We start from the raw sequence: 22,427 nt of genomic DNA, 5'->3' as shown, positions 1-22,427 counted from the left end.
TGCTATGATAATTTATGTTCTGTCCGGATACATTTGATGTGCTGTCTATAGCAGACTACTATCTTAATAAGTATAACCAATCTATAAACACGAGCAGTCTCTTCATTTCCGCGTAAATATTATAATAAATAAGCGACGGTTGAATGGGTAACACAGCTCACACCCAATAGGAATATTTTCATGAATCCAAACAACCATCAACTTAATGTCGCTGCTATTCAAATGAATAGTCAGCAGAATGTTGAGAATAATTTAGCAGATATCCAAGCCGCCATCACAGACGCACAAGCTCAAGGGGCTGAGCTCGCTGTATTGCCTGAGAACTGCTGTAGCATGGGGCAGCAATCCACTACTGCCGAGCGCTTTGATGACTTATCAGCGACGATAGCAGACTACGCACGCACTGCCGGTATACATGTACTAGCGGGTTCGTTGCCCTGTCATTATCGCCCCGATGGTACTATCGTTCCTGATGGTAGATTACGCCAAGTGAGTCAGCTGTTTGCACCAGACGGTACACGTGTTGCTCGTTACGACAAAATTCATCTGTTTACTGCAACTGTAGCTGATAAGCATGGCAGCTATAATGAAGCGGCGACCTTTGAGCCAGGTACACAGACCGTCATTGCGCCACTAGCAGTAGATAATGCAGTCTATCAACTCGGCATGATGGTATGTTTCGATTTGCGTTTCCCAGCATTGGCGCAGCGTCTACGACAAGCCGGTGCTGAACTATTGAGTGCACCCTCTGCCTTTACTTACTTAACGGGACAAGCACACTGGTCACTGCTGTTACAGGCTCGCGCGCTAGATAGTCAATGTATGGTTATTGGCGCGGCACAAGGTGGCGATCATCTATACAAAGACGGTAGCACGCGCCAGACATGGGGACATGCAGCCATTACAGCATTTGACAGCAGTATTATCGCAAGCTATGACAATAGTGAATTGGATAAACAATATGCCATCGTCATGGCGTCATTAGACAAGCAAACGCAAGAGCAAGGTCGCCAAAAACTACCTATTTTTGATTGCCATCGTTTAGCTTAAATTATGGAATCTAGTGGATGTCGTGCCTAACTACTAGGACAAGTCTTCATTCTGAGTATGAGTTGCTCGTGGATGGGCGCGATCATAAACTTGCGTTAATTTTGCAAAATCAACGTGGGTATAAATTTGCGTGGTACTAATATCGCTATGCCCGAGCATCTCTTGCACGGCGCGCAAATCGCCGCTGCCAGACAACATATGTGATGCAAAACAATGACGCAATAAATGTGGATACATATTCTGTGCAATACCTGCGCGAGTAGCAGCAACTTTCAAGCGCTGCTGCACTGCGCGTGTTGATAGTCTGGTACCGAGCTTCTCACTGATAAATAATGCGTCATCCATCTGCTCTACCCACAGGTTACGATGTGGTAGATAGCGTCTAATCGCTTCTGCTGCCTTTCCCCCTAATGGCACTAAACGTGTTTTATTTCCTTTACCTGTGACGCGTACCCGTAAGTCAGACAAATCTATATCTGCTATATCGAGTGCGACCAACTCGCCAACACGCAAGCCGCTACTGTAAAGCAATTCAAACATAGCTTTGTCACGTAACCATAGGCGCGCTTGCTCTGGTGTATCAGGAATCTCTTGATCAAGTAGTTGAGTCAGTAAATCGACATCAGCGATAGAAGGCAGCGGTCTAGGACTACGCTTTAGCTGATAGCCAGTGGTTGGGTTGATACGTGCTAGCTCTTCTTCAATCATCCAGCCATAAAAATGCCGAATCGCAGACAGCTCTTGCTGAACACTGGCAAGCGCTAGCTTATCTTCATCAAGGCGTTGACTGATATGTTGGGCAAGCTGCCGTTTATCACAGCGTGTCCACGTCAAACGTTTCCCGCGTAAAAATAACGCTAGTTGATTTAAACCAGCGAAATAAGCAGTCAAAGTATGCGATGAATGGTTGCGCACAGACAGCGTATTGAGCCAGCGATGCACAGGTGCGAGTAGTTCTCGTAATGCAGCATCGGACTCTATAGTGGCAGCCAGCTCAGTAGATAGCCAAGGTAATGAACTAGCCGCTTGGCTTTCTTTATTAGTAGACATAACCATATTAGAACCATCCTTGGCAGTTATACGATTGACCTAGCAACAGGTATTAGCCTTCAGCATTAGGCTTGAGACCCGCTTGTGCCATCAGGCCATCTGGACTAAACACGCCTTCATAAACGAAAGCGGTCGGGCCCGTCATCGTGACCGAATAGCCTGGCTGCCACTTGATAATCATGCTGCCACCATATAGCTGCGCGCGAACCTCTTCACCCTCATCAAGCCAACCTTCACGTATACCAACGGCCACTGCTGCGCAAGCGCCCGTACCACAAGCTTGTGTCTCACCTACACCGCGCTCATATACACGTAGGCGTATGTGACGCTGGTTCATCACTTGCATAAAGCCCACATTGACGCGGTCTGGGAATGCAGGGTGCGACTCAATTGCCTTGCCTAGAGTCTCAACCTCTGCATCAAGTACGTCATCAACTCTTATTACAGCATGCGGGTTGCCCATATTGGCAACATACAGCTGTACAGGCGTACCATTTACATCGAGATGATAAGTGTTTTGAATTTTAGTCGTCGCTCTTGGACTAAATGGGATTTCATCTGGCTCAAATTTAGGCTTGCCCATATCGACATCTACCCAACCGTAGCGATCAGTGGTCAGAGAGATGATACCGCTAGCTGTCTCAACACGCAGACGCTGCTTGAATGATAGTTTACGTGCTTGTACAAAACGCGCAAAACAGCGCGCGCCATTGCCGCACTGTTCGACTTCGGTGCCATCAGTATTAAAGATACGGTAACTGAAGTCGACATCAGGGCGCATAGGTGGCTCGACCACGAGCAATTGATCAAAACCAATACCTAGATGACGATCGCCCAATAACTGCACCAAGTCCTTGGTCAAATCGAGGCGTTGGGTCACTAAATCAATGACCATGAAATCATTACCCAACCCATGCATTTTAGTAAACTCTATTAGCATATCTTTGATGTCCTATCCTATTTTTATGTATGCCTTATATTAGCACGCTGTCAGGTACAATCATAATTATCACCACTATCAAATATCGAGTTATATGTCTATCTTACAACTAACTTGCTTGGGATTGGACTTAGCATTACGCACAAAAAAACCCACTGTTATCATCACAGTGGGTTTTCTTTCATCAATACAGTTATAAACAAAAATGATCTAAACAAAATAGTCATTAAATATAACTGTCGATGACTATATCGATATTAGCAACTTCAATACTGCTTATGATGCTATTTATCCTGCCACAACATTTCATCTGCATATAATGCTTCAATCGTTTCGCGCTTACGAATAAGCTGATGACTATCACCAGACACCATTACTTCGCTAGCACGTGGGCGTGAATTGTAGTTGCTGCTCATGGTAAAGCCGTAAGCACCTGCGCCAGTGATAGCCAATACATCGCCTGTGGTCAATGATAACAAACGATCTTTTGCCAAGAAATCACCCGTCTCACAAATCGCACCAACGATATCCCACGGCTGCGTACCATCTGTATCGATACCAGCACTAGGTGATACACTTGGAATCACAGCCATTTCAGCTTGATATAATGCAGGACGAATCAAGTCATTCATAGCGGCATCAACGATAGCAAAGTTTTTATGCTCAGTCGGCTTGAGTACATCCACTTGGGTCAACAGCACGCCAGCATTGGCAACGATACTACGACCTGGCTCAAAGAACACGGTCAAACCAAGTTCGCTAAGCTTTGGCAATAATGCTTGAGCAAACTCATCGATAGATACAGGCGTCTCATCAATATAGCGCACACCCAAACCACCGCCCAAATCGATATGCTGTAACTCAATGCCAGCATCACGCAAGCTATGTATCAGCTCAATAACTTTATCTAATGCTGCAACAAATGGCTCTACCTCTGTCAACTGCGAACCGATATGACAATCAATACCAACGATGTTGATATGTGATAGGTCAGCCGCTTGCTGATAGACCGCTAGTGCATCTTCGTGAGTGATACCAAACTTGTTGTCTTTGAGACCAGTTGAGATATATGGATGGGTTTTGGCATCGACGTTAGGATTGACGCGTAATGAGATTGGCGCAGGCTTATCAAGTGACTTTGCGACTTCATTGATCAAAGTCAGCTCGCTGATAGACTCGACGTTAAAACAGCCGATACCTTGAGTCAACGCATATTCGATATCACTGTACGTTTTGCCAACACCTGAAAATACCACACGTGCTGCTGCGCCACCTGCTGCCAACACTCGCATCAGCTCACCGCGAGAGACAATATCAAACCCAGCACCTGCCTGCGCTAAGACACCAAGCACGGCAAGATTAGAGTTTGCTTTTACGGCATAGCATACCTGATGATTCAGACTGGCAAAACTATCGGTATAGGCTTGATAAACATCTAATATTGCCTGCTTTGAATACACGTAGCATGGTGTACCATATTGTTTCGCCAACTCATCAATATTGACCTGCTCCATATACAGCGCATCGTCGCGATAGCTTAGCGCTGGCAAGTGAGCACTCAACGCTTTAGGGTCAACATATAGCCCTTGCTCAGTTTGGATAGTAACAGACTCACCAGTGGTAGAATCGCTCAAGTCAGCAGGTAGTTCAGAAGGACTCATATAAACATCTCTAATATAATCAGATTATCAAGGGTGGAAATAAAATAACAGTGGAGATAGGGTTTGGCTAGCAAAACTATTTAACCCATTCAGTAGTAAAAAATCGACAGCTAGTTAAACCGTTAATTAAACGGTTTAACTAAGAAGCACTTAACCGCTACTTATCAGCTCAGTTTAGCAATTATTAGCCTAGCGATTACTGGCTTAAGAAATTAGTAGTCGTTGGGGTCAGTACTAGGCTCAGGTAGCACCATCTGCTCTTCTAGATAGCGAGTTTTTTGATAGTTATCATCATCGATGCCCGCAAAGGCAGCATCTTGTGGATGACTAGTACTATCCAGTATAGATGCATTGCCTTCTATCGTTTGGCTACTGGAGTCTGCCAGATACAGATCGCCTTTTTGCCCGCAGCCTGACAATCCTACTATAACCGCACTACCTATAAACAAAGTGGCGACAATCTGACGACTGGTACGAACGTATGAGCTAGCATGGTTAGCTGCTGATGGGCGGTGTGTAGTAGACATATAATAGATAACCTATGAGCTTACAACGGCATAATGACGATAGTAAATCGTGATAAATAAAAACTAAACAGATGGTCAAACCCACAGCTACCGTGCTGACGTTATGACCATTTTAATCATAGCATTATTACATAAAGCTGTAAGGATACTGAATATGATTGGTGAATAAATTTGCGTGATGTTGGATATTTTCTAAAACATCATTCGGATTTTTATAGTAATATCGTCTGCAGGTTTAGAGATGAATGCATGACATTGGGATGTCTTGACAATATTTCTTACAATTTTATCTGTAATAGTACTGCACGACCGTCTATTCAACTCATCCCTTAACATACCTACAACCTACTGATTACAATTAGTTTATCTCTCTTTTAGCCCCTTATTAATCACACACTTTAAACCTTACCCCTATCATGGTGTAGAAACAAAAGTGTGTTACATTATATTCCCAGTTTGCGGCGGCAATAGGATGCTAGCCTGAAATGTATACGCATTAATTCATAAGCATGGATGCATAGCAATGTCAGAAATAGTAACCCCAATATAAATAGAATCAGCAACATCCTTGCTTGATATGCTCAGCATGGATATGGCTGACTTTTATTTATCTAACGGTTATCAGCCTCATCAATTCCATATAGTAATAACATTATGTCTCAGCTGTGACTGTTCACTGCAGCACCTGGGATATCAGCGATGTAGAACTTGATGATCGTAAAACAGGACGTGGCAATAGACGTCTTTTTTATATCAAGCAAACGATATAATTGATTTGCCCTTTATAAAAACCAATCTAAGGATAGAGTATGAGCGCCAACCTAAGTAACACTTTTGATGATAAGAACAGTGAAACATCAACCCTAACTAACCCCACTTTAGTTCTCAACTGTGGTTCGTCTTCTATCAAATACGCATTGATTAGTGACGACAACTCTACTCGTATCACTGGTCTTGCCGAAAACTTAGGACTCGATACTGCCCGTATCAAACACACGACACTAAATGGTGAGAAGTTAGAAATTCCTATCTCAGGTGGTCGTCATCAGTTAGCACTACAAAAAATTCTTGAGCTATTAGAACAGTATCATTTTATCGCAGTTGGTCATCGCGTGGTTCATGGTGGCCGTGAGTACTCTGAAGCGGTTCGTGTTGATGAACACGTACTGGACGAAGTAAAACGCTTAAAAATACTCGCACCTCTACACAACCCTGCCCATGCTTTAGGTATCGAAGCGGTACAAGCGATTTATCCTGATATCCCTCAAGTTGTCGTCTTTGATACGGCTTTCCACCAAACCATGCCTCCTGTTGCTTTCCGCTATCCAATACCAAAGGCCCTGTACGAAGAACACAGAATTCGCCGTTATGGCTTTCATGGTACGTCTCATGCCTATGTCTCAGAGCGCGCCAGTGAGATCACTGAGTCAAAAGGACCTCATGGCTGGCTAACAGCCCATCTAGGCAATGGCTGCTCAGCAACTGCTATTTATGACGGTAAGAGTCTCGATACCAGTATGGGTCTAACCCCGCTTGAGGGACTCATGATGGGTACACGTAGTGGCGATGTTGACCCAAGCCTTCACATCCACTTAAAACGCCAGCTCGGTATGAGCTTGGAAGAAGTGGATACCATGCTTAATAGTGAAAGTGGTCTATTGGGTATCTCAGGATTGTCTAATGACCTACGTACGGTCGAACAAGCAGCAAACGAAGGTCATGCAGATGCCAAGCTCGCTATCGAGATGTTCTGTTACCGCGTCGGTAAATATCTTGCCAGCTTAAGCTGCGCACTGCCAGAATTTACTGGCATTATCTTTACAGGTGGTATCGGTGAAAACTCAGTCACTACTCGTACCAGTATCTTAGAAGTGATGCGTCATTTCGGTATCAAAGTAAACGCTGATAAGAATGCAAGCTTGTTTGGTGGTAGTGAGGGCAACTTCCACGCAGACGATAGCAGCATCGAGCTATGGGTGGTACCAACCGATGAAGAGTGCCGCATTGCCCAAGAAACTCGTGACGCATTAAAATTAGTATAAGCCTATCGACTATCATGCCTTGCGCTTATCTTCTAGACGCTTATAAAGCGTTTAGAAGGTATAAAATAAAGCGCTTGGCATTTTTATGCTGCTCAGAATGATTCGAAGCCTAAAATAAAATAAATTGTAGGACCTATTATGCAAACCATTTTACTTGTTCCCATTAGTCGCGGTATCGGTGTGACGTCAGCCGCACTGGGCCTCATCCGTGCCTTTGACTATAACGGTAGTAAAGCAGGCTTTATGAAGCCGTTTTTGCAAGACGATACGCTAGACAAACAGCACAGCTTAGACAGCTCAAGTGCCTTGACCATGCATGCATTTGGCCTGAAGCCACCCGAGTCTATCAGCCGTCAACACGTCGAGCGTATGCTAGGTGATGACAATCTTGATGACTTGATGGAAGAAGTGATTGCCAATTATCACACCATCGATGACGGTCATGACGTCATTATCTGTGAAGGTCTAGTGCCGACTACTGAGACTTCTTATGCCTCGCAGGTCAACCGTGCTCTTGCTCACGCGCTAGATGCCAAGGTTATATTTGTCAGTACTGCTGATATCAGTAAGCCTGCTTATTTAGCAGACAAACTGGACGTCCATGCCCGTGATTTCGGTGGTATTGTCAATTCACGTACTCTTGGTGTGATATTGATGCGCGTACAAGACGTGCCCAACACGTTTGATAACCAGCCTGTCGCACCTGGTGAGGCAGTTGTCAGCTTAGATCCGAATTTCCTACAAGAAGTTCAGCGCCTATCGCCTTCGTTCAACACTGAAGTATTCCGTCTCATCGGTGTTGTACCTTTTAGTGACTCACTGTCCGTACCCCGCACATGGGATATCGCAACAGAGCTTGATGCTACTTGGCTAAATGTTGGAGAAGCAAAAATACGTCGTATTAATCGTATTAGCCTAACTGCTCGTTCCGTGGCACGCGTCAACGAAGTTTTTAAGCGTGGTACGTTAGTCGTCGTGCCTGGCGATCGTGATGATCTGCTATTGGCTGCTGGACTGGCCTGTATTAATGGGATTCCATTGGCAGGTCTGGTACTGACCGGTGGTGTCACGCCAAGCGAGACAGTTGCTGAGCTTTGGCAGTCAGCACTCAAAACTGGCATACCAGTTATGAGTGTCGAAAATGACAGTTATGAAACGGTACAAAGCCTAATGCATATGAGCTCTGAAATTCCAAGTGATGATACAGAACGCGCTGATGAAGTCGCTCGTTATGTGGCTGCGCATTTGGATCTGAGCTGGATTAAAGAATACTTCAGTCGCGACCATGAGCCACGCTTGTCACCATCAGCGTTTCGCCATCAGTTGGTTAAAAAATCACAGCATGCTAAAAAACGTATCGTACTACCAGAAGGTGCTGAACCACGTACAATCGAAGCTGCTTGTATCTGTCAGAGTCGCGGTATCGCCAACTGCGTACTAATTGCTAAGCGTAGTGAAGTCGATCAGGTTGTCAAGAACCGTGATCTAACGCTGCCTGAAGGGTTAGAAATTATCGATCCTGACAATATAGATATGAGTAAATATGTCGCTGCTGTCGTAGATCGCCGTAATGGAAAAACCACTGCAGAAGTCGCTGCCGAATATCTAAAAGACACCGTCTATCTAGGTACTATTATGCTACAGCTAGACGAAGTAGATGGTCTGGTCTCAGGTGCGATTCATACCACTGCCAATACGGTACGCCCAGCATTCCAGCTAATCAAGACCGCGCCGCAGTATTCACTCGTGTCGTCAGTATTCTTTATGCTGTTGCCTGAGCAAGTGGTCGTCTATGGTGACTGTGCGATCAACCCAGATCCTAACGCTGAAGAGTTGGCTGAAATTGCCATTCAATCAGCACAGTCTGCCGCTGCCTTTGGTATCGATCCAAAAGTTGCGATGATCAGCTACTCTACTGGCTCATCAGGTGCTGGCGCTGATGTCGAAAAAGTCGCTCGGGCGACTCAAATCGTTCGTGAGCGCGCACCAGACCTCAAAGTCGATGGCCCACTGCAATATGATGCAGCATCAGTCATGAGCGTAGGTAAACAAAAAGCACCTGACTCACCTGTCGCTGGTCAAGCCAACGTCTTTATCTTCCCTGACCTAAATACAGGTAACACTACTTATAAAGCGGTACAACGTAGTGCCAATGTCGTCAGTGTCGGACCTATGCTACAAGGCTTGAATAAGCCAGTGAATGATTTATCACGTGGTGCCTTGGTCGATGATATCGTCTATACCATCGCGCTGACTGCTATCCAAGCATATAGCGATTTGATTTAATTGCTGTAAAACTCGCTAATTAAAGTTCTATACAAAACCGACTGTCATTATGATGGTCGGTTTTTTATTAGCATCGTGGTGACAGATGTTCGTGCGCCCTCTACAATAGCGCTATCATTAAATCATTTCACCTAAACAAGGTTAGCCAGTAAAAGAGCAAGGTGCAGAAACCTTTACGTGCGCCATACCTACTTTTATACATTTATTTATGCCAAATACGAGCAACAACCATCAAGAAACAACACCTGCACCTGCCATTCGTGCCTATCTTGGCGGCTCGTTTGATCCTGTACATAATGGTCATCTAGAAGTAGCAATGTCTGTCTATCAGCACCTACTGCCAATCGCAAAGCAGGAACAGCGCCCCCTACATGTGTCTTTACTGCCCAATGCCCGCTCACCATTTAAGACGCAGAGTACAGACCCTAACCATCGTTTAGCGATGTTGAAACTAGCAATAAAAAATACGCCGATACAAATTAGCGAGCTAGAGCTGTGGCAAGCGCCGCCTGTCTATACGATCGATAGCGTACGTACGCTGAGACAGCAATACCCTAATGATAATCTAATATTTATCATGGGTATGGACAGCGCCCACAGTTTGAATAAATGGAAAGATGGATTACGTCTCACTGATCATGTCAATCTATGGGTTTTCAATCGTCAGAGCAGTACCGATGTGAGTGTTGGCGTTAACGAAAAAACTTTTGACAACACTATGCCTTCTAAAAACCATACAGCGAACGCGCAAGATATTGCTTTCTTAAAGTCGCAACTCCCATTGTCACTGCAACCACATGCAACAGAATCAATGATCGAGCTATTAATTCCACCCACTCAGCGCTCGACGGATAGCTCAAACACAAATAGCAATGATCCAAATAGTACTGGCTTAAAAGCTGACTTGAAAAACACCAATCAAGGACGCATTTATATAGATACACGACCTATTACTGCTGTATCGAGCACGCAAATACGCGAGCAGTTGCATAAGTTAGAGCATCAAACAAATAAAATACCAGTCGCTGAGAGGCAAATCGCATCTATAGCACCAATAAATGATATCATTAGCAATACTGAATCTAATCCATTAGCTAAATGGCTAAGTCCTGCTGTTTATCAATATATTATCGTCCATCAGCTATATTCTGCTGCCCAATTCCGTTAAAATCGCCTTATCTGTGTCTTTTTGCCTATCCTGTTTCTATGCGTGACTGACAACCTATGATCAGTTGAATAAGACAAATTGACGTTTTACCCCTTTATTTTACATATTTATGATTCAAGAGATTAAAATTTATGACCAACACCATGACTGAAGAACGCCTAACAGAATGCTTGACCCTAGTACAAAACGCTCTAGATGATATGAAAGCAAAAAACATCACTGTAATGAATGTAGAAAAATTGACTGACGTAACAGAGCGCATCATCATCGCTGATGGTACCTCAAAACGCCATGTACGTGCGATGGCTGATAGCGTTGGCGCTGATGCTAAAAAAGCGGGCTTTATGCCGCTTGGCCGTGAAGGTGGTATCGACTCTGACTGGACATTGATTGATTTGGGCGCGGTTGTCGTCCATATCATGACCCCACAAGCACGTGAGTTTTATGACTTAGAAGGTCTATGGTCATCACCTGACCAATTGGCTGAACTGGTTGCCACACCGCGCGAAAAGAAAACCGCTGGTCGTCGTAACAAAAACAAATAAGACTATTAGATACAACATCGCGTCATACAAGAAGCACTAGATTAAAAAGGCCAGAATATTTATTCTGGTCTTTTTTTATATAAATTTTACAGTTATGAACCAGTATAATCAGATAAATCATTGAGTACAGATCAGCCGCTAAAGTTAAACAGCCCTCGCTTATTCATTCTAACTACTAGGAAATCTTATGAACGAAGAATCGATAATTTCATCACCTGAGCAAACTCCAATAGACTTTAATCAAGACCTGCCTCTACATATCGCTACTCTCACTTGTGTTCGCGCTGGCAAAGTAATGCCATTCGCTCGTGAAGAAATGAGCGCCATTGATAAAGCGCCAGTCAAATCACCTGTTGCGGTCAACTTTATGGGCTTAACCACTGATGAGCAAGCTGATCGCAAACATCATGGTGGCCCACTAAAAGCTGTACATCAACTGGCACCTGCAACTTATGAGAAAATCAATACAGAATTTGACCTAAAGGTACGAGTCGGTACGCTCGGCGAAAATCTCACTACCCAAGCCGTCAATGGTCTGCCTGAAATGACCGAATCTACCGTTTGTATTGGTGACGTTTTTCAATATGGTGGGCATGTTGAAAACGGTCAAGATAGCAATAATGATAATAACGTCCAGCTACGTATCGTCCAGCCGCGCCGTCCCTGCTACAAAATTAACGATCAGATCGGCCAGTTTACCAAAGTGCCAAATATCGCAGCATGGGTCAGCAAGCAAGGTATCTCTGGCTGGTATTTCAAAGTCGTTCAAGATGGCATTATAGATGCTGACTTACCTGTGTATTTGGTTGAGCGCCCTTATCCGTTTGCTACGTTAGAAAAGCTGTGGAAGCTATCTAATTCAAAAGAAAAATATCATGCAGACATTATTGAACCTTGGCTTGCGATTGACTGTTTAGAGGACAGTTGGAAAAAGGTTCTGGCTAAAAAAATCCAACAGGATTGAAAAGGTAACACTCGACAAAAACCTTTAGTATGACTTTTCTATTTATAAGAGATAACCACTACCCTGCGTAATGGCATCAAAGGTTTTTCATGTTCTATGTTAGCTTTATAATAAACACTCCCTCCTTTTCTATCTATGATCGTGAAGGAGCAATCCATGAGTGAACAGACAGAAAGTATCAGCTATCTACAAGCAATAGCGATTAGCGTCGGCGCAATTATCGGCTGGGGTGCTTATGTCATGCCAGGCGATTTATTTTTGCCGCAGTCACAGCTACTGGGCTCTTCTGTCGCTATTATTATCGGTACTTTAGCCATTTATATGGTTGCGCGTGCCTATATTAATTTGCTGACCCAAACGCCAGAAAATGAGTCAGGCGGTATCTATTGGATTGAAAAATACATCAATCGCAAACATGCTTATATCTATGGCTGGGGCGTTACGATAGGCTATATTTCTATTATCGCGCTCAATATATCGGCCGTTGCGTTGCTGCTACGATATTTATTGCCTAGTGGCTTACAATTAGGCTATCTATATACGATTGCTGGTTGGGAAGTCTACGCCAGTGAAGTATTTCTATGCAGTGCGGCTATTATTTTATTCAGTTATATCAATTTAAAAGGCGTACGAGTTGGCGCAAAAATCCAGCTCTATATCGCCCTTTTTATGATTCTATCAGTCACTGCGCTGTTTTTTGCGTCACTTTGGATGACACCAACGACCCAAGCATTTTTACCAGCTGATATGTCTAGCGGCTCTGTCACCAGCTTGGCATGGCTGCCTATCTTGGCCGTTATGCCGTGGGCGTATGTCGGTTTTGAGACCACACCGCAGATTTCAAAGGCTATTAGCGATTCAAAAACCAAGACCAAGAGCATTATCCTAATTTCACTCATCGCTGGTGTATTGTTTTACTTTTTAATCAACTACTTTACTGCGCTAAACATGAGCTTTGACTATCAAGCGATCAAGGACAGCCACTGGGCGACAGGTGAAGGCATAGACAGTCGGATTGGTAGTATCGGCATCTGGCTGCTATCGATAGCCATGATTGGCTCGATAATGAGCGGCATCAATGGCTTTATATTGTCATCGGTTAAGCTCTTAGAGTCTATGGGCGACACGTCGTTATTGCCTAGTGTGTTTACAGATAAAAACAATCAGTTTAGTAAGCAAAAGACCATTATATTGATATGCTTGGTGTGCTTACTCTCTCCTTGGCTAGGTAGAAACTATCTACTCGACATTGTAACGATGGCGTCCTTGGGCATCACGGTTGGCTTTGCTTATGTCACGACCGCCGACCTCATCAATGAGCGAAGAAAGAAACAGGCGGGTTTGCTTAACTACGTTTCTGTATTCATCAGTGTGGTCTTTATATCGCTATTGCTGCTACCATTTTCACCAGCAGCGCTATCGTTCAACGCTTATATCTTGCTAGGACTTTTTATTCTGCTTGGGGCGATTGGTTATAAAAAAATCGCGGTTAACCCTAACGTCAATCCTAATACTAATTAATAACAAGCAGTATTTACCTGTCGAGCGACATAAACACCAGTAGTATCAAATACAAACGATGCTATAACCGCAACTTTCCCATACAGAGCACTTCATGGTAAAAAATAGTTTCTTAGCATTTGGCCTAACACTGCCGTTGATTGGCTGCGTCACGACTACCTCTCCAGTAGCCACTACTGACAGCTACATCGTGGATAGCAAAACATACCAAGCCACTGGCAAAAGCGAGCGTGTCAAAACCATCGTCTTGCACTATACAGTTTCGGATAATGAGCGCTCGATAAAGACGCTGACCATGGGTAATGTGAGCGCGCACTATCTGGTATTAGACAATGATGACAATAAAATCTATAACCTAGTACCAGAGAACGAGCGCGCTTGGCATGCAGGGGATGGTGGCTTTGCAGGACGGACGATATTAAACGATACCTCTATCGGCATCGAGATCGTCAATAGCGGTATCAAACCTGAATATCGAGACGCGATAAAAGAGGGCACGCTCGACTATCATCCTTATGAGCACTATGTGGCATTTGATGTATTGCAGATTAAAAAGGTCGCAGAGCTGGTGCAAGATATCGCCACGCGCTATGACATCTCACCGAAGAATATCATCGGACACTCGGATATGGCACCCTCGCGCAAGATAGACCCTGGTGCAAAATTCCCATGGAAGCAGCTGTATTTCGATTACGGCATTGGCGCTTGGTATGATGAATTTGATAAGCAGTTCTTTATAAATCAAGATGGATTTGCGTCGGCCACGATACCTGAGATTAAGCAAGCATTTCGCAAATACGGCTATCAAATTAACGATACCGATACGTGGGACAAGGCCAGTCGCGATGTCGTCTATGCGTTTCAGCTGCACTTCAGATCGCAGCAGCCAACGGGTAATATGGATAACGAGACCTATGCGATATTGCAGGCGCTAAATAAGAAGTATGCTGGTCGGGATGATTTTTATTAAAGAATACAGGTTATCAGGAGGCATAAACTATGAATAACTCTCAAACAGATGAGCAAGATGATCTACAAAAGTATCTAGAAGAGAAGGCCAAACAAGAGCAAGAGAAGAAAGAGGAACAAGAACCTGAGCAGCTCTCTGCTTATGATGCTTGTGTGCTAAAGGAAAGCGCCAAGATTCATGAGTTGATCGCTGAGGCTCAGAAACGTCCCAAAGATGAATAATTGGATAGACGGTATTTACCAACCAAGATGATAAAAATGCGCAAATTGAGGTCTTATGTTTGATGAGACATAGCTAAGTCGCTATGAGACCAATACTACAACCAAACAGCACTACATAACTTTATAAGAGAAGGCCTATCTACTAACTATTTAGGCTATTTATTGCAATAGGCTAGTGATAAAATCACCGCTCACAGGGTTATAGATAGTCTCACTGCTCACACCATCTCGTTGGGCTTCACGCATCTTTAGTTTTATCGTTGGTTTTAATAATGGCTAAGATGCTGCGCAGATTTGATAGCTTGGCTTTGATCGCCTAGTTCTATTACCAGTCCCCATACCTCTATTATCAAACGAACACCAATAATATTAAAAAAGGAATATTTATGTATCAAGCCTTTCAGAAACACCTACAACAAGAAATCAGTGACATACGCGCGGCAGGGCTATATAAGAACGAGCGCGTTATCACTTCTCCGCAAGATGCACTCATCAAGATTGCTGATGGCCGTGAGATGCTTAACTTCTGTGCCAATAATTACCTTGGATTGTCTGACCATCCTGAGATTAAAAAGGCAGCTATCGGAGCCATTGAAGACTCAGGCTATGGTATGTCATCGGTGCGTTTTATTTGTGGTACGCAAGATTTACATAAGCAATTAGAAGCGGCAATTTCTAAGTTTTTTAATACCGAAGATACGATTCTTTATGCGGCCTGTTTTGATGCCAATGGTGGTGCCTTTGAGCCACTGCTAACCAGTGAAGACGCCATTATTTCTGATTCGTTAAATCATGCCTCAATCATTGATGGTGTACGCCTGTGTAAAGCCGCGCGTTATCGCTACGCCAATGCAGATATGCAAGATTTAGAGACGCAATTGCAAGCGGCGCAAGCACAGCGTTTTCGTTTGATTGTCACCGATGGTGTGTTTTCTATGGATGGCAACGTGGCGCCGATGGATGAGATTTATGCGTTGGCACAGAAATATGATGCCATGGTGATGATTGACGAGTCACACTCAGCAGGCGTGGTCGGTCGCACTGGCGGCGGCGTGACTGAATTGTTTGATCTACGTGGCGATGTTGAGCTGATTACTGGTACTTTAGGCAAGGCATTTGGCGGTGCTATTGGCGGCTTTACCACTGGCAAAAAAGAAATGATTGAGATGCTGCGCCAACGCTCACGCCCGTATTTGTTTTCAAACTCTATCCCTCCTATGGTCGCTGCCGCTGGGGTAAAAGCTTTTGAGATGCTATCGCAAGACAATACCCTACAAGACCAATTGCATGAAAATACCGCCTATTTTGTAAAGCAAATGCAAGATGCGGGCTTCGATATCAAGCCTACCGAATCGGCCATTTGTGCGGTGATGCTCTATGACGCCAATGTCTCGCAGCAAATGGCAGATGCACTGCTTGAAGAAGGCATTTATGTGATTGGATTCTTTTATCCTGTCGTACCCAAAAATGAGGCTCGCATTCGTGTGCAGCTCTCTGCTGCTCATACTCGCGAGCAGCTCGATCAGTGTATCGCTGCCTTTATCAAAGTCGCCAAGCAAATGAAAGTGATTGATTAAGCGCCGTTCGGTATTTATCTAAATTCAAAAATAAAATGCAGTTAAAAAAGAGAAAAGTATGAAAGCACTGGTTAAAGCCCATGCCGAAAAAGGCATCTGGATGCAAGACATGCCAGAACCTACGGTCGGCATCAATGACGTTAAAATTAAAATCAAAAAGACTGCCATTTGTGGCACAGATTTGCACATTTATAAATGGGATGAGTGGTCACAAAAAACCATAAAAACGCCAATGATCATCGGGCACGAATACGTCGGTGTCATTAGTGAAATGGGCGATGGCGTCAAGCATCTAGAAGTAGGTGACCGAGTCACAGGCGAAGGCCATATCGCTTGCGGACATTGCCGTAACTGCCGCCGTGGCAAGCTACATGTGTGCGAAAACACCATAGGCGTGGGCGTCGACCGCGATGGCGCGTTTGCCGAATATTTGGTGATACCTGCTGACAATGCCATCAAACTCGATGATCGCATCAGCGATGAGATGGCGGCCATTATGGACCCTTTTGGCAATGCCACTCACACCGCTTTATCATTTCCTGTCCTTGGTGAAGACGTGTTGGTGACGGGTGCAGGACTGATTGGATCAATGGCAACAGCGATTTGCCGCTTCGCAGGGGCGCGTAATATTGTGGTCAGTGATATCAGCGATTATCGCCTAGAGCTTGCCAAAAAAATGGGCGCGACGATGACTATCAACCCAGCCAAGGGTGAAACTATCGAAGGTGCTATCGATGAGTTAAACATGCACGGCTTTGATATTGGGCTTGAGATGTCAGGCTCGCCTCAGGCTTTCGATTCGATGATCAATAACATGTACAACGGCTCTAAAATCTCTCTGTTGGGTATTTTACCTAACACCACCACGGTAGATTGGAGCAAGATTATTTTTAAGGCATTAACCCTAAAAGGTATCTATGGCCGTGAGATGTGGGAGACGTGGTATCAGATGGAGCAAATGCTGATTAGCGGTATTGATTTGACACCAATCATTACCCATCGCATGCACATTGACGACTTTCAAGAAGGCTTTGACATCATGGAAAGTGGGCAATGCGGTAAGGTGATTTTAAGCTGGGATTGATCTTGGCGATTTAGCATTTGAAGAATCGTGGTTAACTTTTAAATTGTCACAACTTATAAAACGGTACTGATTTCAGTGCCGTTTTTTTTGAATATTAAAAGCTAAGAAGAGAGGTAAAGGATGAATAGCTGTGAGAAAAACGATCGTCAAAAATGCTATATATTACTCAACTCTTTTAACGCAGACAGCGCCTGCTCCGCTTTGTCATCCGATACAAATATATGGTCATGATAGTAGGCGGCTATCACATTAGCACTGATACCTTTTGAGGTCAGTTTGGTTGATACGGCTGCGGTTAGACCGACCGCTTCTAAACTTGAATGCACCGTCAAAGTGATTTGCCGAAACAAGCCCTCATAACGCAAATTCGCCTCGTCAGCCTTGTCTTTTGTTAATACCAAAGTCAGCCCTTCTGATTCCATAAACGTCGCGATTGGCGCTAATTTTATATATTCTGCTAGCTCCCCTTTTACAGTACAAAACACAAATAACTCATCGACCAATGCTGGCTGCATCGAACTCAATAGCTCATTGATATCTGTAATTTCTGACATTTTATTCTTCCTTATTTTGAGTCTTTGTTCACCGCAATTTTAGCATGGGTGTTATTACTTATATCCGTGAAAACACGATATAAATGCTAACCCCTATTTCTAAAAACCCAAACCCCAAACACAAAAAAGGTGAGCCTAAGCCCACCTTCTTATTTAACAAACAGCTATCTAAAACTATCAGCAATTGCTAGAGGTTTGCGACTATCTAAACCAGGCGCGAGCATTGCGGAACATACGCATCCACGCGCCATCTTCGTCCCACTCTTCTGGTTTCCAGCTATGGTTATACGCTTTTAGATTACGCTCAGGATGTGGCATCATGATAGTGACGCGACCGTCGGTGCTACATAAGCCTGTGACACCGCCAAGCGAACCGTTTGGATTTAGCGGATACGTCTCAGTTGGATGACCTTGGCTATCGACATAACGCATGGCCAGCTGACCGTGGTTTGCCATACCGTCGATTTCAGTATTGTCTAGCGTGGCGTAGCCTTCACCATGCGCCACAGCGATTGGCAAGATGCTGTCTTGCATGCCTTTAAACAGGATAGACTTGGTACGCTCAACTTTTACGTTGACCGTACGCGCTTCAAATCGAGCGGATTTGTTAGCGACGAAACGTGGGAAATTTTCTGCCCCTGGGATAAGGTCTTTTAACTGCGCCATCATCTGACAACCGTTACAGACACCTAGTGAGAAGGTATCAGGACGAGCGAAGAAGCGGACAAACTGCATACGTAGCTCGTCATGGAACAAGATAGAGTTCGCCCAGCCAGAACCAGCGCCGAGTACGTCACCATAACTAAAGCCACCACAAGCAACCAGACCGTCGAAGTCACGTAGATTTATACGACCACTGAGTAGATCGCTCATATGTACATCGACCGCTTCGAATCCAGCTTGTGTGAAGCCTGCTGCCATTTCAGTCTGACCGTTGACACCTTGCTCACGCAAGATAGCGACTCTTGGTTTGTCTTCACGACTATTTAGATACGGCTCTTCAACCTTTTGATTCAGATCAAAGTTTGGCGCAGCGATTAACCCTTGATGGCTCGCATCAGCGATTAAGTCATACTCTTGCTGTACGCAGGCTGGATTATCACGGCGACTTGCAATTTGATAGCTGACCTGTGTCCATGCTTGCTGTAACTCACTACGGCTAAAGCGTAGGGTATCATCACCCATGAGCCTTGGCGTTTGAATAAGCAGGCTGTCTTCTTCCGAGCTTTGACCGACGAGACTTAGCATGTCGCTCACGTTGTTTTGCTCTGCCAGCTCCATCAAGGTAGCGACGTTTTCTGGCAATACTTGGATGACTGCGCCCAGCTCTTCACTGAACAGCTGACCGAGTAAGTTGTCATCGGTCAGTGACAGCTTGATACCTTGACGGCTGGTGAACTGCATCTCAGCGATGGTCGCGAGTAAACCACCATCACCGATATCGTGATACGCGCTGATGACGCCTTGCTCATTACCTGCCTGTACAAAGTTAAAGAAGTCGATCAAGTCGCTTGGCTGCGCTAAATCTGGGCAATCGTTACCCAATTGGCTAATTGTCTGCGCTAGGATTGAACCGCCTAGACGTAGCTTGCCTTTTGACAAATCAATACGGTAGAACGCGCTGTCACCATTGATTAGCTCAGGGGTTAGAGTTTTTGCCACATCAACGACAGGGGCAAACGCAGTCACGACCAAACTCATTGGCGACACAACTGATTTGTCTTGGCTTTCGCCATCGCTGTCAGTCCAGTTGGCACGCATAGATAGCGAGTCTTTACCGACTGGGATAGCGATACCGAGTGCTGGACATAGCTCTTCACCAACGGCATGGACGGCGTCAAACAATGCCGCATCTTCTACGTCATCACCACACGCGGCCATCCAGTTCGCTGACATCGTAATATCAGACAATTGAGCGATACGCGCACCAGCGATGTTAGTAATCGCTTCACCGACTGCTAGACGTGCAGAGGCTTTTGGACTAATAAGCGCAACAGGCGTACGCTCACCGACACTCATGGCTTCGCCAGTCATTGGCTGACCATCTAGCGCCACTAAGCCAGAAGCTGTCACCGCGCAATCCGATACAGGCACTTGATAGCGGCCCACATACTGATCACGCACGACCATACCCGTGATAGAACGGTCACCAATGCTAATCAAGAATGATTTGCTAGCTACGGTTGGATGACGCAATACATCGGTGATTGATTCAGCTAGATTCACGTCACCAAGCTCTAATGCAGGTAACGTGCTATCAGTACGACCAAAGCTACGTTGCATTTTTGGTGTACCGCCTAGCAGTACTTGCATCGGCATATCGACTGGTTGCTCATCCAATAGCTCATCATCAACGATTAGCTGACGGATGTCAGTCGCCTCGCCCAAGATGGCATACGGGCAGCGCTCACGAGCACAGATCGCATCGAACTGATCTTTACTCTCTGGGCGAATCGCTAGCACATAACGCTCTTGTGCTTCGTTTGACCAGATAGCCATTGGCGACATGCCAGCTTCTAACGATGGAATCTTACGCAAGTTCAGATGCGCGCCCATTTCATGGTCATTGACCAGTTCTGGCATTGCATTAGACAGACCACCTGCCCCTACATCATGTAGTGAGACGATTGGGTTGCCGTCTTTACTGTTATTGCTTACATCGACATCATCACCAGCGAGGGCCCAGCAGCGATCAAGGACTTCTTGGCAACGGCGCTCCATCTCAGCGTTATCGCGCTGAACTGAGGCAAAGTCTAAGCCTTCATCAAGGTCACCACTATCGACCGACGATGCGGCACCGCCGCCCAGACCGATTTGCATCGCAGGGCCACCAAGAACAATTAGCAAATCGCCTTTTTTGATTGCATTTTTTTCAATCAGGTTGCGTTTGATATTGCCGTAACCACCTGCCAGCATGATTGGCTTATGATAGCCACGCATCTCGCTGCCGTCTTTTGCCGCTGACGTATCCAGCTGAAAACTACGGAAGTAACCGCATAGGTTAGGACGACCAAACTCGTTTGAGAAATTGGCTGAGCCTAATGGGGCTTCAGTCATAATCTCAAGGCTGGTTGCCATACGATCTGGCGTACCATAATCCTGCGTGCTCAATTGCCCTGACTGCTCCCATTTTTCACTAAGCTCTGGGAGATGTAGATGTGATACGTGGAAACCTGTTAGACCCGCTTTTGGCTTACCGCCACGACCAGTCGCACCTTCGTCACGAATCTCACCACCAGCACCTGTCGCTGCACCAGAATAAGGGGCGATCGCTGTTGGGTGGTTGTGCGTCTCAACTTTCATCAAGATATCGATGTTTTCTTGATGGAAGTCGTAAGGATGAATAGCATTGGCATCCATCGCGTCGGTTGGAATAGGATAAAAGCGCATGCCATCAGAGCCAGCCATTACCGCGGCGTTGTCTTTATAAGCAGACAAGATACCTTGCGGATTCGACTGGTAAGTGTTTTTAATCATTTGGAACAGTGATTTTGGCTGTACTGCGCCATCAACTGTCCACTGAGCATTGAATATCTTATGACGGCAATGCTCTGAGTTAGCCTGAGCAAACATCATCAGCTCAACGTCCGTTGGATTGCGCTTTAGCTCATTGACATAGGCATTCATCAGATAGTCGATATCTTCACTTGATAACGCAAAGCCAAACTCTGTATTGGCTGATTCTAATGCTGCCTGACCTTGTCCGATCACATCGACATGATTCAGTGATGCTGGCGCTTGATCGTCAAACAATTTACTCACATCGCTCAAGTCGTAAACCAAGCTCTGAGTCATACGGTCAAACAACAGCTGCTCGGCGGCAGTCGGTAGCTTATTAGTCGTGCTTGCCTCACCTTCGATTGTCAACGTATAAACAACGACACGCTCAACACGATTGATCTCGATTTCACAGTTATTAAAGATATCTGTCGCTTTACTTGCCCATGGCGATATCGTACCAAAACGTGGCCCAACGATGACTTGTAGTTGGTTGTTTTGCGGCGCATTGAGCGTTGTTGACTGGTCAACCGCTAGCAAATCTAGCGCTTTTTTATGCTCATCACCAGATAGCTCTCGTGATAGCACATAAACTTGCTGTGTACTTATTTGACTGACATTTAGCTCGGTTTTTTGCTGGAACTGACTGATGAGTTGCTGCGTCTGAAAATCGGTAAGAAACGGTTGTCCGGCGATGGTCATCATAAAGGCATAATCCGTAAGATCAAGGCATCTCTGCCATGCTAAGTAAATGGTCTGGGTATTATAA

The 22,427-nt window shown here is 45.0% G+C and carries 17 protein-coding genes; 11 read left to right on the top strand and 6 right to left on the bottom strand.

The window, feature by feature from the left end:
• Positions 1 to 180: 180 nt before the first annotated feature.
• Positions 181 to 1,050 (top strand): nitrilase-related carbon-nitrogen hydrolase, encoded by an 870-nt coding sequence (locus ACT3QR_RS09715; RefSeq protein ID WP_444521151.1) that lies wholly within the window; start codon positions 181 to 183, stop codon positions 1,048 to 1,050.
• 33 nt (positions 1,051 to 1,083) lie between these two features.
• Here ACT3QR_RS09715 and ACT3QR_RS09710 read toward each other — a convergent pair whose 3' ends face one another.
• The 4 genes from ACT3QR_RS09710 to lptM all read right to left on the bottom strand — a co-directional run bounded on the left by ACT3QR_RS09710 (position 1,084) and on the right by lptM (position 5,228).
• Entirely contained in the window at positions 1,084 to 2,106 is a 1,023-nt protein-coding gene (locus tag ACT3QR_RS09710) for a tyrosine recombinase XerC (RefSeq protein ID WP_444521150.1), read from the bottom strand.
• A gap of 46 nt (positions 2,107 to 2,152) precedes the next feature.
• Positions 2,153 to 3,040 carry a diaminopimelate epimerase gene (gene dapF / locus ACT3QR_RS09705; RefSeq protein ID WP_444521149.1) on the bottom strand — a complete coding sequence of 296 codons (888 nt, stop codon included), beginning with the start codon at positions 3,038 to 3,040 and terminating at the stop codon, positions 2,153 to 2,155.
• Positions 3,041 to 3,324: 284 nt separating this feature from the next.
• Positions 3,325 to 4,701 carry a diaminopimelate decarboxylase gene (gene lysA, locus ACT3QR_RS09700; protein ID WP_444521148.1) on the bottom strand — a complete coding sequence of 459 codons (1,377 nt, stop codon included), beginning with the start codon at positions 4,699 to 4,701 and terminating at the stop codon, positions 3,325 to 3,327.
• Between the two features lie 212 nt (positions 4,702 to 4,913).
• Positions 4,914 to 5,228 carry an LPS translocon maturation chaperone LptM gene (gene lptM / locus ACT3QR_RS09695; RefSeq protein WP_444521147.1) on the bottom strand — a complete coding sequence of 105 codons (315 nt, stop codon included), beginning with the start codon at positions 5,226 to 5,228 and terminating at the stop codon, positions 4,914 to 4,916.
• 809 nt (positions 5,229 to 6,037) lie between these two features.
• On the opposite strand from lptM, the gene ACT3QR_RS09690 reads away from it, so the two are divergent.
• From ACT3QR_RS09690 to tdh, 10 genes are all read left to right on the top strand, one after another.
• Complete coding sequence (locus ACT3QR_RS09690; RefSeq protein ID WP_444521146.1) at positions 6,038 to 7,270, top strand: acetate/propionate family kinase; 1,233 nt, start codon at positions 6,038 to 6,040, stop codon at positions 7,268 to 7,270.
• 138 nt (positions 7,271 to 7,408) lie between these two features.
• Positions 7,409 to 9,556, top strand: coding sequence for a phosphate acetyltransferase (gene pta / locus ACT3QR_RS09685; RefSeq protein WP_444521145.1), 2,148 nt, complete (start codon positions 7,409 to 7,411; stop codon positions 9,554 to 9,556).
• A gap of 208 nt (positions 9,557 to 9,764) precedes the next feature.
• Positions 9,765 to 10,724 carry a nicotinate-nicotinamide nucleotide adenylyltransferase gene (locus ACT3QR_RS09680; RefSeq protein ID WP_444521144.1) on the top strand — a complete coding sequence of 320 codons (960 nt, stop codon included), beginning with the start codon at positions 9,765 to 9,767 and terminating at the stop codon, positions 10,722 to 10,724.
• Between the two features lie 131 nt (positions 10,725 to 10,855).
• On the top strand, positions 10,856 to 11,269 hold the full coding sequence (gene rsfS / locus ACT3QR_RS09675) for a ribosome silencing factor (protein ID WP_444521143.1): 414 nt from the start codon (positions 10,856 to 10,858) through the stop codon (positions 11,267 to 11,269).
• A 187-nt stretch (positions 11,270 to 11,456) separates the two neighbouring features.
• Positions 11,457 to 12,233 carry an MOSC domain-containing protein gene (locus tag ACT3QR_RS09670; RefSeq protein WP_444521142.1) on the top strand — a complete coding sequence of 259 codons (777 nt, stop codon included), beginning with the start codon at positions 11,457 to 11,459 and terminating at the stop codon, positions 12,231 to 12,233.
• Positions 12,234 to 12,389: 156 nt separating this feature from the next.
• Positions 12,390 to 13,754: an APC family permease gene (locus tag ACT3QR_RS09665; RefSeq protein ID WP_444521141.1), complete on the top strand. Its 1,365-nt coding sequence runs from the start codon at positions 12,390 to 12,392 to the stop codon at positions 13,752 to 13,754.
• A gap of 94 nt (positions 13,755 to 13,848) precedes the next feature.
• On the top strand, positions 13,849 to 14,724 hold the full coding sequence (locus ACT3QR_RS09660) for an N-acetylmuramoyl-L-alanine amidase (protein WP_444521140.1): 876 nt from the start codon (positions 13,849 to 13,851) through the stop codon (positions 14,722 to 14,724).
• A 29-nt stretch (positions 14,725 to 14,753) separates the two neighbouring features.
• On the top strand, positions 14,754 to 14,945 hold the full coding sequence (locus tag ACT3QR_RS09655) for a hypothetical protein (RefSeq protein WP_444521139.1): 192 nt from the start codon (positions 14,754 to 14,756) through the stop codon (positions 14,943 to 14,945).
• Positions 14,946 to 15,331: 386 nt separating this feature from the next.
• Complete coding sequence (kbl, locus tag ACT3QR_RS09650) at positions 15,332 to 16,522, top strand: glycine C-acetyltransferase (RefSeq protein WP_444521138.1); 1,191 nt, start codon at positions 15,332 to 15,334, stop codon at positions 16,520 to 16,522.
• A 58-nt stretch (positions 16,523 to 16,580) separates the two neighbouring features.
• Entirely contained in the window at positions 16,581 to 17,606 is a 1,026-nt protein-coding gene (gene tdh / locus ACT3QR_RS09645; protein WP_444521137.1) for an L-threonine 3-dehydrogenase, read from the top strand.
• 155 nt (positions 17,607 to 17,761) lie between these two features.
• On the opposite strand, the gene ACT3QR_RS09640 is transcribed toward tdh, so the two are convergent.
• Together ACT3QR_RS09640 and purL are read right to left on the bottom strand one after the other, a co-directional pair.
• On the bottom strand, positions 17,762 to 18,160 hold the full coding sequence (locus ACT3QR_RS09640; RefSeq protein WP_444521136.1) for an ACT domain-containing protein: 399 nt from the start codon (positions 18,158 to 18,160) through the stop codon (positions 17,762 to 17,764).
• Between the two features lie 201 nt (positions 18,161 to 18,361).
• Positions 18,362 to 22,363, bottom strand: coding sequence for a phosphoribosylformylglycinamidine synthase (purL, locus tag ACT3QR_RS09635; RefSeq protein ID WP_444521135.1), 4,002 nt, complete (start codon positions 22,361 to 22,363; stop codon positions 18,362 to 18,364).
• Positions 22,364 to 22,427 lie beyond the last annotated feature (64 nt).

It is taken from the genome of Psychrobacter sp. AOP7-B1-25, from assembly GCF_052376195.1.
Taxonomy (GTDB): Bacteria; Pseudomonadota; Gammaproteobacteria; order Pseudomonadales; family Moraxellaceae; genus Psychrobacter.
This window is presented reverse-complemented; position numbering and strand designations above follow the sequence as displayed.